The organism is Streptomyces sp. NPDC005820 (genome assembly GCF_040630255.1).
Taxonomy (GTDB): domain Bacteria; phylum Actinomycetota; class Actinomycetes; order Streptomycetales; family Streptomycetaceae; genus Streptomyces.
This window is the reverse complement of record NZ_JBEXXE010000024.1, coordinates 1-13663: the sequence shown is the minus strand read 5'-3', so window position 1 is coordinate 13663 and position 13663 is coordinate 1. Positions and strand designations below refer to the sequence as shown.

Annotated in this window: 10 protein-coding genes; 7 read left to right on the top strand and 3 right to left on the bottom strand. The window is 72.9% G+C overall.

The features are described from left to right. Positions 1–43: 43 nt before the first annotated feature. Positions 44–259 (bottom strand): type A2 lantipeptide, encoded by a 216-nt coding sequence (locus ABZ464_RS27855; protein ID WP_358984588.1) that lies wholly within the window; start codon positions 257–259, stop codon positions 44–46. A gap of 756 nt (positions 260–1015) precedes the next feature. Here ABZ464_RS27855 and ABZ464_RS27850 point away from each other — a divergent pair. Beyond that, positions 1016–2569, top strand: coding sequence for a S1 family peptidase (locus ABZ464_RS27850; protein WP_359280790.1), 1554 nt, complete (start codon positions 1016–1018; stop codon positions 2567–2569). A 78-nt stretch (positions 2570–2647) separates the two neighbouring features. On the opposite strand, the gene ABZ464_RS27845 is transcribed toward ABZ464_RS27850, so the two are convergent. After that, a complete protein-coding gene (locus ABZ464_RS27845; protein ID WP_359281080.1) occupies positions 2648–4777 on the bottom strand; it encodes a SpoIIE family protein phosphatase in 2130 nt (709 codons plus the stop codon). Positions 4778–4949: 172 nt separating this feature from the next. Here ABZ464_RS27845 and ABZ464_RS27840 point away from each other — a divergent pair, with 172 nt between their 5' ends. The 6 genes from ABZ464_RS27840 to ABZ464_RS27815 all read left to right on the top strand — a co-directional run bounded on the left by ABZ464_RS27840 (position 4950) and on the right by ABZ464_RS27815 (position 11443). After that, positions 4950–7406: a SpoIIE family protein phosphatase gene (locus ABZ464_RS27840; protein WP_359280788.1), complete on the top strand. Its 2457-nt coding sequence runs from the start codon at positions 4950–4952 to the stop codon at positions 7404–7406. An 86-nt stretch (positions 7407–7492) separates the two neighbouring features. Then, positions 7493–7675 carry a hypothetical protein gene (locus ABZ464_RS27835; protein WP_359280787.1) on the top strand — a complete coding sequence of 61 codons (183 nt, stop codon included), beginning with the start codon at positions 7493–7495 and terminating at the stop codon, positions 7673–7675. 57 nt (positions 7676–7732) lie between these two features. Then, complete coding sequence (locus ABZ464_RS27830) at positions 7733–8800, top strand: glucose-1-phosphate thymidylyltransferase (protein WP_359280785.1); 1068 nt, start codon at positions 7733–7735, stop codon at positions 8798–8800. Further along, positions 8797–9765, top strand: coding sequence for a dTDP-glucose 4,6-dehydratase (gene rfbB, locus ABZ464_RS27825; RefSeq protein WP_359280783.1), 969 nt, complete (start codon positions 8797–8799; stop codon positions 9763–9765). The genes ABZ464_RS27830 and rfbB overlap by 4 nt, the downstream gene beginning before the upstream one ends. Beyond that, positions 9762–10643 carry a dTDP-4-dehydrorhamnose reductase gene (gene rfbD / locus ABZ464_RS27820; RefSeq protein WP_359280781.1) on the top strand — a complete coding sequence of 294 codons (882 nt, stop codon included), beginning with the start codon at positions 9762–9764 and terminating at the stop codon, positions 10641–10643. The genes rfbB and rfbD overlap by 4 nt, the downstream gene beginning before the upstream one ends. Further along, positions 10640–11443, top strand: coding sequence for a class I SAM-dependent methyltransferase (locus tag ABZ464_RS27815; protein WP_359280779.1), 804 nt, complete (start codon positions 10640–10642; stop codon positions 11441–11443). Before rfbD ends, ABZ464_RS27815 begins: the two co-directional genes overlap by 4 nt. Before the next feature lie 73 nt (positions 11444–11516). Here the strand turns inward: ABZ464_RS27815 and ABZ464_RS27810 are convergent, their stop codons facing one another. Next, positions 11517–13436, bottom strand: coding sequence for a glycosyltransferase (locus ABZ464_RS27810; protein WP_359280777.1), 1920 nt, complete (start codon positions 13434–13436; stop codon positions 11517–11519). Positions 13437–13663 lie beyond the last annotated feature (227 nt).

Here is a 13663-nt window from a genome sequence, read left to right as displayed (position 1 = left end):
CCGGGTGAGGGCTCCGGGACTCAGAAGGTCACACAGGGTGCGATCAGAGACCGGCGACCAGGTTGGTGACCGGGGCGGTGTTCAGGCCGGTGACACCCTCGACGGTGCCGACGGCCGTGTCGACCAGGCCGGAGACCGGGGCGATGCCGTCCACCAGGCCGGTGACGGTGCCGAGGGCGTTCACGGACAGACCGCCGGAGACGTTGTCGAGGTCCGCGTCGGAGATCTCGACGGTCTCAACCTGGGGGGTGGAGTTCATGGTGGAACTTCCCTTCATATGGATATCTCACAAGGGGGGAGCGGCCCCCTCTGGGGACAGATGACGGCCGCGACCGTGAGGGCCGAACCCCGTTTCCGGGAGGCGTCCGACCCCTGCGGTGCGATGGATGAAAGCAGGTCCGCGGGGCACGGTTCCAATCAATCACCGGCCTCACCTGGGCACTTGCGGCACCGGAGCGGCAAACCGTGCAGGCGCGCGCACGACTTGTCGCCGACTCCTTCACGACTCGGGGCGCATTCGCTCGGATGAGCGGAGGGCCCCGTCGCGGCGAATCCGACACTCCTGCCCCAATGGCATGAGCGGCACCCGCGAGTTGTGCAGAAACCCCGCTTCCGGTGACCCGCTTGGGCAATCGATGTGCAGATTCTCCGACGGGCGCACACCGTGACGACCCGCTCACCGCCAGTGCGTCCCGCGGGGTGGCCGGAACTGCCGCGATCAAGACATCCGATCCGTCAGGGGGCTGTGGGGCGCCTGTGCGCCTGGCGGGATTTCGGCGCCCGTGTCCTGGAAGGATCCCGTCTGCTTCGACGGCGCTCATCACGATATGGGCGGTTCTCTCCCCATGGCCGGGTCAGGGCGCGGTCATGGCCGATTCCGCATTGCGCAAAGGAAGTTGGCAAACGCGATTGAACGCATCCCGCGCCCCCCGCGTACTCAAGGCCAACCAGGCGCCGCTGTACGGAGCTGTCGACGACCGGCAGCCAGACCCCGTCCCCCAGGAGGTCGAGTTTTTTGAGTCACAAGCGAGTTACGAAGCGCAATGCCATCATCGCCGCCGGCGGTGTCGCGGCGCTCGGAGCGGCGGCCATCTTCCTTCCGCAGGCCAACGCCTCCCAGGACGGCTCCAACAACGCCGCCTCCGTGAAGACCCTGAAGTCGGGCGACGCCTCGGACCTCGCCGCACAGCTCGAGGAGCTGCTCGGTGACGCCTTCGCCGGTTCGTACTACGACTCCGACGGCCAGCAGCTCGTGATCAACGTCGTGAACGTCGACGGCGACGACAACAACGTCATCATCCAGGCCGAGAAGGCCGGCGCCAAGGTCCGCGAGGTGGAGAACAGCGCGGCCGAACTCGCCGCCGCAGCCAAGACGCTGAAGGCCGAGGCCACCATCCCCGGCACCGCGTGGGCCGTCGACCCGAAGACGGACAAGGTCCTCGTCACCGCCGACTCCACGGTCACCGGCAACAACTGGGACAAGGTCCAGTCCACGGTCGCGAAGCTCGGCTCGGGCATGGCGACCCTCAAGAAGTCGGCCGGCACCTTCTCCACGAAGGTCTCCGGCGGTGACGCCATCTTCGCCCAGGCGGAGGGCGGCACGGTCCGCTGTTCGCTCGGCTTCAACGTCACCGCGAGTGACGGAAGCCCGGCCTTCCTGACCGCCGGCCACTGCGGTGTGGCCGCCAAGGAATGGTCCGACTCCGAGACCGGGCAGCCGATCGCCACGGTCGACCAGGCGACCTTCCCCGGCAGCGACTTCGCACTCGTGAAGTACGACGACGCGAACACCCAGGCGCCGAGCGAGGTCAACGTCGGCCAGCAGACCGTCGCCATCTCGCAGGCCGCCGACGCGGTCGTGGGCACCCAGGTCTTCCGGATGGGCAGCACCACCGGCCTCAACGACGGCCAGGTGCTCGCCCTCGACGCCACGGTCAACTTCCAGAGCGAGACCGACCCGAGCGGTGTCGACACCGTCAACGGCCTCATCCAGACGGACGTCTGCGCCGAGCCCGGCGACAGCGGCGGCCCCCTGTTCACCCAGGACGGCCAGGCGATAGGTCTGACCTCGGGCGGCAGCGGCGACTGCCAGGCCGGCGGCGAGACCTTCTTCCAGCCGGTGACCGCCGCCCTGCAGGCGACCGGCGCGACCCTCGGCGACGGCGGCGGTGTCGGCGCCGGTGACGGGGTCGGCGGCGACAACGCCGGTGCGGGCGCCGTGGACGAGAACGGCGACGGCATCGACGACAACACGGGTGAGGCCATCCAGGGTGGCGGCGACAACGCCGGTGCGGGTGCGGTCGACGAGAACGGCGACGGCATCGACGACAACACCGGTGAGGCCATCCAGGGCGGCGGCGACAACGCCGGTGCGGGTGCGGTCGACGAGAACGGCGACGGCATCGACGACAACACCGGTGAGGCCATCCAGGGCGGCGACGAGGCCGGCAATGGTCAGGAGGCCGGGAACGGTCAGGAGGCCGGCAACGGCGCCGAGGACAAGAACGGCGCCCAGGAGCAGGACAACAACGGTGTCGAGGGCGGCTCGGGCGTGAACGAGTCCCACTGACACCGCATCGGCACCGGCCGATCCACGGCACCGACTGAACGGTCCGGCCCTCCGGCGGGGGCCGGACCGTTCATGTCGTCAGCTCTCCCCGGCCCGCAGCAACAGCAGCGCCACGTCGTCGAGCCGCTCCTCGGCCGCAGCGTACGGCTCCACCAGCTCGTCGGCCAGCTCCTCCAGCGGACGGTCGCCGACCGCGCCCAGCCGCCGGCCCAGCTCGGCCACCGCGTCCTCGATGTCCACACCGGGCGACTCGATCAGCCCGTCCGTGTACAGGGCGAGGACACAGCCGGGGGCGAGTTCCACCTCCGTCGTCGGATAGGTCGCCGACCCGTCGATGCCCAGCAGCGGACCGCCCGCGAGGTCGAGGACCCGCACCTGTCCGTCCGCCCGGCGCAGCAGCGGCGGCGGATGCCCGGCCCGCGCCATCACCGCCCGGCCGTGTGCCGGGTCCAGCCGCAGATACAGACAGCTGGCGAACAGCTCGGACCCCAGGTCGATCAGCAGCCGGTTGGTGCTGCGCATCACCTCCGCCGGCTCCTGCCCGACGGTCGTGTACGCCCGTACGGCCGTACGGAGCTGCCCCATCAGCCCGGCCGCCGTCACGTTGTGGCCCTGGACGTCCCCGATCACCGCCGCCGCCAGCGGCCGGGACGGCACCAGGTCGTAGAAGTCGCCGCCGATCTCCATGCCCCGGGTGGCCGGCAGATAGCGGGCGGTCGCCCGCACACCGGGCAGCCGCGGCAGCGAGTGGGGGAGGAGGGCCGCCTGCAGACCGTGGGCGAGCTGGTGCTTGACGTCGTACAGCAGGGCCCGGTCCAGGGCCTGCGCGATCAGCCCGGCCAGACTGGTCAGCACCGCCCGCTCGTGCGTGGAGAACTCGTGCGGCTCCGCGTACGCCAGCACACACGCGCCCACCGGCCGCCCCGAGGCGATCAGCGGCAGGAACGCCCAGGCCCCGAACCCGTCCGGGGTGTCCTGCCGGGCCGGATACAGATGCTCCAGCTGCTGCCGGGAGGAGAAGAACGAGGGGACGCCGTGGGCGACCGCGTGCGCGCCCGGCGACGCGGCGGACAGCGGCATCCCGTCGAACCGCTCCACCACCCGCGGATCGGGATACCCGTGGTGACCCAGCACGTGCAGCCGTCCCGCCCGCGCCCCGAGCAGCGCCAGCGCCTGACTGCCCACGGTCGGCGCGATCTCGTCCGCGACCAGCCCCACCACGTCCTGCACGGTCACCGTCTCGGTGAGCGCCCCGGCCAGACTCAGCGCCTGCGACATCGACACCAGCCGGGTCGGCGCGTCCCCCGGGCGGGCCGGGGAGGGCTTCGGCTCCGACACGTTGCGGGCCCGGGTGATCCGGACGCTGATCCCGCTGGTGCTCGGGTACAGCCGGAACGACAGCCAGTCCTTGGGCGGCCGCAGCGCCACGAAGGAGACGGGCGCCTGCCCGATCAGCGCGGCCCGGTAGCGCTCCTCGTACGAGGGGTCGTTGAGCCAGGGCACCGCGGCCCACAGCTGCACCCCCAGCAGCCGCCGCACCGGCACTCCGAGCAGCTCTGCCGCCGCCGTGTTGGCGAAGCCCACCCGCCCGCTCAGATCCAGCGAACACAGCCCGTACGGCAGCCGGGCCACCATCCGCGCCGCCTCCACCGTGCCGAGGGTGTCCGCGGTCCCGCCGATCGACCACGCGTCCATCAGATCGGACTCGACCCGCAGCGAACGGTTCTCCGCCGCCGTCCGCTCCAGCCGCAGCGCCAGCCGCTCGCAGCCCGCCATCAGCTCCTCGCGCTCCCGCTCGGACAGCTCCGGCGGATGCGAACCGGGCCAGGTCACGTACACCGCGCCGTACACCCGTGACTCCGTCGCCACCGGCATCGCCGCCAGCGCGAAGGGATACGGCAGGACGACCGCGATCCGCGGATAGCGGCGGGCCATGTCCTCCTCGCCGCCGACCCACACCAGCCGCCGCTCCCGCACCGCCTCCGCCACCGGGATCGGCGCGTTCAGCCCCACCCGCTCCCAGGGCGCCGCGAACGAGCGGGGCAGCCCCGCCGTCACCGCCATCTGCAGCACCGCCTCCTCGCCCGGCCGCAGATACACCGCACCCGAGTGCGCGCCGACCGCGTCCATCATCGAGGTCAGCGCCAGGGACAGCAGCGGCCTGCCGACCGGCGTGCGCACGGGCGCCGTCGCCGGACCGGCCTCCATCGCGTCGGACACGGCGACCACCTCCTCGGCCCGCCGACCACCCCGGGTCCCGGCTCCAAATCTGCCCCCTGCCGGGCGAGGGCGCACGGCGAACGCGCTCCGGCGGCGGTGCGGACGACTCCGCCGGGAGGAGGGGCTGCGCCGTGGTCTCATACGCGCTGTAATTGCGGACGTGGTCAGTGAGGGTGCTGCGGGGCGCAGAGCGGGACCCGTGCGCGCCGAAACCGCCCTCAAGACGATCACCGCCGATCCCGCCTCCCCGGACCGCGTGCGGCGCGTCCTGGAACAGGCGCTCGTCTTCACGGGCGCGTCCCTCGCGGCCGTCTACGCGCCCGGCGAGGACGGCGGACCTTTCCTGCTGACCGAGTCGGCGGGCGTCCCCGGGGCCCTGTACGGGCTGCGCGAGAGCTACCCCGCCGACGGGAGCTCCCCGGTCGCCGACGCGCACCGCACCGGGCGGCCGGTGTGGCTGGGCCCCGAGCACCTCGCCGAGGGCGCCCCCGAGTGGCGGATGTCCGTCCGGGACGTCCACCTGGCCGCCCTGCCGCTGCCCGGCGACGGAACGAGCCCCTCGGGCCGTCTCCTGCTCGCCGTCAGTGACCGCCCCGCCGGCTTCGACGGCGACGACCGCGCCTGCCTCGCCCTCGTCGCGGACGCCCTCGCCGCGCCCGCACTCCCCGCTCCCGGCGCCGAGGGCGGACCCGGCGCCGGATCCTTCGGCCTCGCCATGGACACCGGCCGGGTCGAGGTCGGCGACGCGCTCCTGGAGCTGTTCGGCATGGACCGGGAGGACTTCGACGGCCGGGTGGAGACCCTCCTCGCCCGCACGGTTCCCGAGGACCTGCCCTCGCTGATGTCCGTCGTCGAGGCCGACCACATGTCGATCGGCGAACGCGAACTGGAGTTCCGGGTGCTCCAGCCCGACGGCCCGCCCCGCTGGCTGCGGCTGCGCGGCCGGCTGCTGCCCGGCGGGGAGGACCGGCCGCCCCGGCTCGTCGGCACCGTCGACGACGCCTCCAGCCTGCGCGCCGAGGTCACCGACGTGGCCCGGGTCCAGCGCCTGGCCGCCGCCCTCGCCACCGCCGGCACCGTACGGGACGTCAGCCAGGCCGTCGTCACCGCCCTGCGCGAACCCCTGCGCGCCGACCGGATCGCCCTCGCCGAGCTGGAGAACGAGCGGCTCGTCGTCATCGTCCTCGACCCGCCCGATCCCGAGGCCTGGCCCGAGCTGTGGCGCTCGGAATGGCGCGGTGAGTGGCCCGACGCACCCGTGCGCGCCATGCCCACCCTCGCCGCCGCGCTGCGCGAGGGCCGGGCCCGGATCTGGCCCGCCGGCAGCGACGTCCTGGAACCCGCCCTGGCCGAGGTCGGCCCCGGCGGCCTCGCCGTCCTGCCCCTGCCCGCCGCCGGCCGGATGGCGGGCGCCTGTCTCATCGGCTGGGACAGCCCCCATGACTTCGGCCCCGACGAACGCGCCCTGCTCACCGCCTCCGCCGGGCTCGCCGGACAGGCCCTGCTGCGCGCCCACGCCTTCGACGCCGAGCACGAACTCGTCGGCATGCTCCAGCGCCAGCTGCTCCCGCGCCGGCTGCCCGCGCTCCCCGGCGGGGTCGCCGTCGCCCGCTATCTGCCCGCCACCGCCGGACTGGAGGTCGGCGGCGACTGGTACGACGTGATCCCGCTGCCCGACCACCACGTGGCCCTCGTCATCGGCGACGTCCAGGGCCACAGCGCCGCCGCGGCCACCCTGATGGGCCAGATGCGCACCGCCCTGCGCGCCTACGCCGCCGAGGGCCACCCGCCGGACGTGGTCGTCGCCCACGCCAACCGGCTGCTGACCGAACTCGAGACCGACCTGTTCGCGACCTGCGCCTACGTCGACGTCGACATGGAGTCCGGCACCGGCTGGTGCGTACGCGCCGGACACCCGCCACCGGTGCTGCGCCACCCCGACGGCGCAACCGAGCTCGCCGAGGGCGAGGGCGGCCCGCCGCTCGGCGTCCTCGACCGGACCGAGTTCCCGATGACCCCGCTCAGGCTGCTCCCCGGCACGGTGATCGCCCTGACCACGGACGGCCTGGTGGAGTCCGCCCGGCTCGACATCGACACCGGCCTGGCCCGGCTCGCCCGGGGACTGTCCGACTCCGACCCCGCCGACCTGGGCCTCGTCGCCGACGCCCTGCTCGGCGGCGCCCACCGCGCCGACGACGTGGCCCTGCTGCTGATGCGCTACGACGGCATGGCCGTCAAACCCCTGCGCGAGGGCTGGACGGTGTGGCGCGTGCCCGAGGCGGCCCGGCAGGCCCGCCGCTTCACCCGGCGCACCCTGCGCTCCTGGGGCGTCTCCGGGGACGCCGTGGACACGGCCCTGCTCGTGGTCTCCGAACTCGTCACCAACGCCCTGGTGCACACCGACGGCCGGGTCCGCCTCGACCTGACCCTGGTCAACGACCGGCTGCGGATCGCCCTCACCGACACCTCGCCCCGCACGCCCGTCAAGCCCAACCTCGGCTGGGAGGCCACCGGAGGCCGCGGCATCCTCCTCGTGGAGGCCGTCTCCGAGGCCTGGGGCACGCTCCCGGTCAGCGGCGGCAAACAGGTGTGGGCCGAGCTGCCCCTCGACGCCTGACGTGTCCGCACGGCCGGCACGGGTACTCGCCCTCCCGTGGCGCCCGGGAAACGCTCCCTGGGCCACCCGGAAGGTGATGAGACCCCGTGACCTCGCACATCGAGGAGAAGACCGCCGTACGCCGGGCGGAGACCGGCTGGGCCCGTGCCCGCCGGCTGCGCCGTGACCTGTGGGCGCTGCGCACCTGCCTGCCCGCCGTCGTCGGCCCCGGCGCCCCGTCCGGGATGCGCTCCGGCCCGGAATGGAACATCGTCAGGGGTGAGGACTGAAAGACAGGCAACCACCACGATCCAGGCATCCGGGGCTCCGGGAGCAGAGGTGAGGCGATGAAGGCTCTCGTGCTGTCCGGCGGCGCCGGTACCCGACTCCGGCCGATCACCCACACCTCGGCCAAACAACTCGTCCCCGTGGCCAACAAGGCCGTGCTCTTCTACGGCCTGGAGGCCATCGCCGCGGCGGGCGTCACCGAGGTCGGGGTGATCGTCGGCGACACGGCCGACGAGATCCGCGCGGCCGTCGGCGACGGCTCCCGCTTCGGCCTCGCCGTCACCTACATCCCGCAGGAGCAGCCCCTCGGGCTCGCCCACGCGGTCATGGTGGCCCGCGACTACCTCGGCGACGAGGACTTCGTCATGTACCTCGGCGACAACTTCATCGTCGGCGGCATCACCGACCTCGTCGACGAGTTCCGCCGGACCCGTCCCGCCGCCCAGATCCTCCTCACCCGGGTGCCCGACCCGCGGGCCTTCGGGGTGGCCGAGCTCGACGCGGACGGACAGGTCGTCGGCCTGGAGGAGAAACCCGACCGGCCCAAGAGCGACCTCGCCCTGGTCGGCGTCTACCTGTTCACCCCCGCGATCCACGCCGCCGTGCACACGATCCGGCCCTCCCGGCGCGGCGAGCTGGAGATCACCCACGCCATCCAGCGGCTGATCGACGAGGGCGCCGACGTCCGCTCCACGATCATCAAGGGCTACTGGAAGGACACCGGGAACGTCGTCGACATGCTGGAGGTCAACCGGACCGTCCTGGAGGGCCTCGAACCCCGGATCGACGGCGAGGTCGACGAGGCCTCCGAGACCGTCGGCCGGGTGGTCGTCGAAGCGGGGGCCACGGTCGTCAACTCACGGCTCGTCGGCCCCGTCGTCATCGGCGCCGGCACCGAGGTCCGCGACTCCTACGTCGGACCCTTCACCTCCGTCGCGGAGAACTGCCGGATCACCGACAGCGAGCTGGAGTTCTCCATCGTGCTGCGCGACTCCTCCATCGACGGGGTGGGCCGCATCGAGAACTCCCTGATCGGCCGACATGTGGAAGTAACCCCAGCGCCCGGCGTGCCGAGTGCCCACCGTCTCGTCCTCGGCGACCACAGCAAGGTACAGATCCACACATGAACCTCCTCGTCACCGGAGCCGCCGGCTTCATCGGCTCCACGTACGTCCGCGGCCTCCTCGCCCGCGACACCGCCCTCGACATCACCGTCCTGGACAAGCTGACCTACGCGGGCACCCTCACCAACCTGCCCGTCGGCCACCCCCGCCTGGAGTTCGTGCAGGGCGACATCTGCGACGCCGACCTCGTCGACAAGCTGACCGCCGGCGCCGACCAGATCGTGCACTTCGCCGCCGAGTCCCACGTGGACCGCTCCATCGAGGGCGCCGGGACGTTCGTCCGCACCAATGTGCTCGGCACGCAGACGCTGCTCGACGCGGCCCTGCGGCACGGAGTCGGACCGTTCGTGCACGTCTCCACCGACGAGGTCTACGGCTCCATCGAGACGGGCTCCTGGCCCGAGGGCCACCCGCTCGGCCCCACCTCGCCGTACTCCGCGTCCAAGGCGTCCTCCGACCTGATCGCCCTCGCCTACCACCGCACCCATGGCCTGGACGTGCGGGTCACCCGCTGCTCCAACAACTACGGCCCGCACCAGTTCCCCGAGAAGCTCATCCCGCTGTTCGTCACCCACCTCCTCGACGGCGAGCAGGTCCCCCTCTACGGCGACGGACGCAACGTCCGCGACTGGCTGCACGTCGAGGACCACTGCCGGGGCGTCGACCTCGTACGGACGCAGGGCCGCCCCGGCGAGGTCTACAACATCGGCGGCGGCACCGAACTCAGCAACCGGGAGCTGACCGGCCTGCTGCTGGAGGCCTGCGACGCCGACTGGGACCGCGTCGACCACGTGCCCGACCGCAAGGGCCACGACCTGCGCTACAGCGTCGACTGGACCAAGGCCCGCACCGAACTCGGCTACCGGCCCCGGCACGAGTTCGCCGCGGGACTCGCCGACACCGTCGCCTGGTACCGGGACCACCGCGACTGGTGGGAGCCGCTGAAACGGGGAGCGCGGACCGTATGAGATGGCTCGTCACCGGCGCCGCCGGCCTGCTGGGCCGCGACACCGTCGAGGAACTGACCCGGCGCGGCGAGGAGGTGACCGGCCTCGACCACGCGGGCCTGGACATCACCCGCCCGGACCGGGTGGACCGGGCCGTCGCCGCGCACCGGCCCGATCTCGTCGTCAACTGCGCCGCGTACACCGCCGTCGACGACGCCGAGACCGACGAGGCCCGCGCGCTGCGGATCAACGGCGACGGCCCCCGGCTGCTCGCCCGCGCCTGCGCCGCGCACGGCGCCCGGCTGATCCACGTCTCCACCGACTACGTCTTCGCCGGGGACGCCACCGTCCCCTACGCCGAGGACCACCCCCCGGCCCCGCGCACCGCCTACGGCCGCACCAAACTCGCCGGGGAACACGCCGTCCTCGCCGAACTCCCCGACGCCTCCGTCGTCCTGCGCACCGCCTGGCTCTACGGCGTCCACGGCCCCAGCTTCGTCCGTACGATGCTCGGCCTTCAGGCCCGCCGCGACAGCCTCGACGTCGTCGACGACCAGCGCGGCCAGCCCACCTGGAGCGCCGACGTCGCCGCCCGCATCGCCGACCTCGGACCGCGCACCGGCCGCACGGCCACCGGGATCCTGCACGCCACCGCCGCCGGCGAGGCCAGCTGGTACGAGCTGACCCGCGAGATCCTCCGGCTCATCGACGCCGACCCCGACCGGGTGCGCCCCACCACCAGCGACGCCTTTCCCCGGCCCGCCCCGCGCCCCGCCTACAGCGTGCTCGGCCACGCCCGCTGGCCCGAGACCGGCCTTCGCCCGCTGCGGGACTGGCGCACCGCCCTGCACGCAGCACTGCCGCTGATCCGCAAGGAGACCCAAGGAGTCCGTTCGTGAAACGCCATGAGTTCCTGCGGGAACTGCACAAGGTCGCCGCCAACCGCAACTACCTGGAGATCGGCGTCAACGACGGCCGCAGCCTGCGGCTGTCCCGCGTCCCCAGCATCGCCGTCGACCCCGCGTTCAAGGTGACCTGCGAGATCCGCTGCGACGTCCATCTGGTGCAGGCCACCAGCGACGACTTCTTCGCCCGCGACAACCCCCTCCAGCACCTCAAGGGCGGTCGGCACCCCTGGCGCAACCTGCGCCGCGGCCGCCGGCCCCTCGGCCACTGGCGGCACGCCACCCTCGACCTCTCCTTCATCGACGGCATGCACCTGTTCGAGTACGCGCTGCGCGACTTCATCAACGTCGAGCGGCACTCCGACTGGGCGAGCGTGATCGTCTTCGACGACATGCTGCCGCGCAGCGTCGACGAGGCGGCCCGCGAGCGCCACACCACCGCCTGGACCGGGGACGTCTTCAAGATCACCGAGATCCTCAACCGGTACCGCCCGGACCTCGTCACCGTACTCGTCGACACCCGGCCCACCGGCCAGCTCGTCGTCTTCGGCGCCGACCCGCGCAACCGGGTACTGAGCCGGCGGTACGACGAGATCCTCGCCGAGTTCGACGTGCCGGACCCGCAGAAGGTCCCCGAGACCGTCCTCGACCGCGTCCGCGCGATCCCCCCGGAAACCCTGCTGGAGGCAGGCTTCTGGCACCCCCTGACCCGGGCCCGCAACCGCGGCCTGTCCCGAGCGAGGGGCTGGGACGCCCTGCGCGGCGCACTGCACCAGGTCTCGGTCGACCACTGAATAGCGTCTTTTCTAAGGGGCGCGGGGAACTGCGCGACCGGCCACGACGGCGCCGCAGCCGACCAACGGACGCTCAGCGCCCCCTGCCTCGTACGACACGACGAAGCACCCGGTGCACAAGCCGCCGCACCCGCCGCCCCACCCTCCGCAACCCCCCGGGCCGCGGCGCCGGCACGGCCCGCACCCCGTCCGCCCCGACCCGCAGCGCCACCGGCAGCGCATGGAACCGCGCGTCCGGCCCGTCCGGGCTGAGACAGAGCGCCGTGCGCCAGGTGCGCCCCGCGAGGTCGGCGAGGGGCAGCGAGGCCTCCAGCCGTCCGCCGGGCACCAGGACCGCGGGCACATCGTGGGACCCCGGCCCGCTCAGCCGCAGCAGCACCCCGGCACGCACGGGAACGTGCAGCGGCAGATCCACCCCGATCCGCTCCCCGGCGACCGAGACGTCCCCGGGCGTCAGCCGGCCGAGACCCAGCCGCCTGCCCGCACGGCCGATGTCCAGCGCGAGGCTGGAGTGCCGGTCGGTCCAGTACGGCAGCACCACGCGGCCCGCGACCACCGCGGCCGTCGGCTCGGGGCGGTCGTGGCGGGGCGCCGGGCCGAGCCGCAGCTCCTTGGTCCAGCCGCCGAGCCCGACCCGCACATACGCGTCCCACAGACCGTCGCCCGGCAGCACCGCCCGGTCCGCGGGGTCGACGGTCGCCGTCCCCCGCAGCACCAGCCGCACCCGGCTGCCGTCCCCGGCCGGAACCGTCTCCCGGACCACCTCGACCGGATGGAAGTACTGCGCGGCGCTGACACGGTCGCGCAGCAGCAGGTCCGGCTTCGCCCGGCCGAAGCGGCCGACCGTGTCCTCGCCCAGCCAGCGCACCGCCTCGCCGACGTCCTTCGGCGGCCACTGCGGGGAGCCCCCGGCGGCGGGGAACGTCATCGGCCCGCCGTCGTGCGTCAGCTCGGCGGCGAACGCGATCCGCAGCACCCCGTCCTGCCAGCGGACGTCCTCCGGGTCGACGGTGAGCGCGACCCCGGACTCCCATTCGGCGAACGCGACGACATCGTCGTAACGCCCGTCCGTCACCAGGGCGGCGACGATCCGCTGGGTGGGCTGCAGCGGTGCCGCCACCCCCGGTCCGAACCGTTCGACGACCACCGCGTGGATCTCCTCGAAGAGCTCCTTGCGGTAGCCCTCGGGCAGGTTCAGGAACCTTCGGCCGCGCAGCCGCTCCACCATCTCCACCCGCAGCCAGCGCCGGAAGAGCCGGTCGCGCGGCGGGCCCGGCTCGGTGTACTTCTCGACGACGTCGAGGGCCTCGCGGAGGTTCTTGAAGTAGCCGGCCGGGTCGAAGCGCTGGAAGCCCGCGTTCGCGTCGTCGTCGCGCCGCACATGGTAGTAGCAGACGTAGTCGCCGAGCACCGAGACATTGTCCGCGCGCAGATAGGCCTCGGTGACGAAGACATGGTCCTCCAGGCGCCGCCGCCCCTCAGGGAAGCGCAGCCCGGTCCGCTCCAGGAACGCGCGGCGGATCATCTTGTGCGGGGTGAGGCTGTCGATCAGCGGCGCGTTCTCGACGTTCGCCGTCGGCCGGTTCACCCGGAACAGCTCCACCGGCACCCCGCGACCCCGGCCGACCATCTTCCCCACGACGACATCGGCGTCGTTGGCCACCCCGTAGGCGTACATCCGCTCCAGGGCCTCGTCGCCGAGGTGGTCGTCGTTGTCGACGAACATGACGTACTCGCCGACGGCGGCGTCGATGCCGACGTTGCGGGGCTTGCCCGACCAGCCGGAGTTCTCCTGGTGGATGACCCGCACCCGGGGATCCTCGGCGGCGAGCGCGTCGAGACGGGCGGGGGTGGCGTCGGTGGAGCCGTCGTCCACGAAGATCACTTCGTACTCGGCGGCCGGCAGCGACTGCCTGAGCAGCGACGCGACACAGTCCTCGATGTAGGGACCGGGGTTGTAGACGGGGACGATGACGCTGACCTTGACCGGCATCGGGCTCCTGGCCCCCTTTGGATCTGTTCTGGATCTGTGCCGCAGGGCGCTTGCGCGTGGCCCGATGCTAACTCCGCAGCCCCTCGGTCACCTGTCCTGTTCCCGAGCGTTCATGAGCCGTTGCCCGCCGTTCCGCCGCCGAGGGCAGCGCGAGCGCCGCCGTCCTGCGCACCGGCCTCGACGTGGCCCTGGTCGACAGAACGGTCGAGATGCCCCTCGCCGTCTCC

Bases quoted from the DNA above. Each gene is read 5' to 3' on its own strand.
- ABZ464_RS27845 (WP_359281080.1), bottom strand. From the start codon at position 4,777: ATGGAGGCCGGTCCGGCGACGGCGCCCGTGCGCACGCCGGTCGGCAGG.
- rfbD (WP_359280781.1), top strand. From the start codon at position 9,762: ATGAGATGGCTCGTCACCGGCGCCGCCGGCCTGCTGGGCCGCGACACC.
- ABZ464_RS27830 (WP_359280785.1), top strand. From the start codon at position 7,733: ATGAAGGCTCTCGTGCTGTCCGGCGGCGCCGGTACCCGACTCCGGCCG.
- rfbB (WP_359280783.1), top strand. From the start codon at position 8,797: ATGAACCTCCTCGTCACCGGAGCCGCCGGCTTCATCGGCTCCACGTAC.
- ABZ464_RS27810 (WP_359280777.1), bottom strand. From the start codon at position 13,436: ATGCCGGTCAAGGTCAGCGTCATCGTCCCCGTCTACAACCCCGGTCCC.
- ABZ464_RS27855 (WP_358984588.1), bottom strand. From the start codon at position 259: ATGAACTCCACCCCCCAGGTTGAGACCGTCGAGATCTCCGACGCGGAC.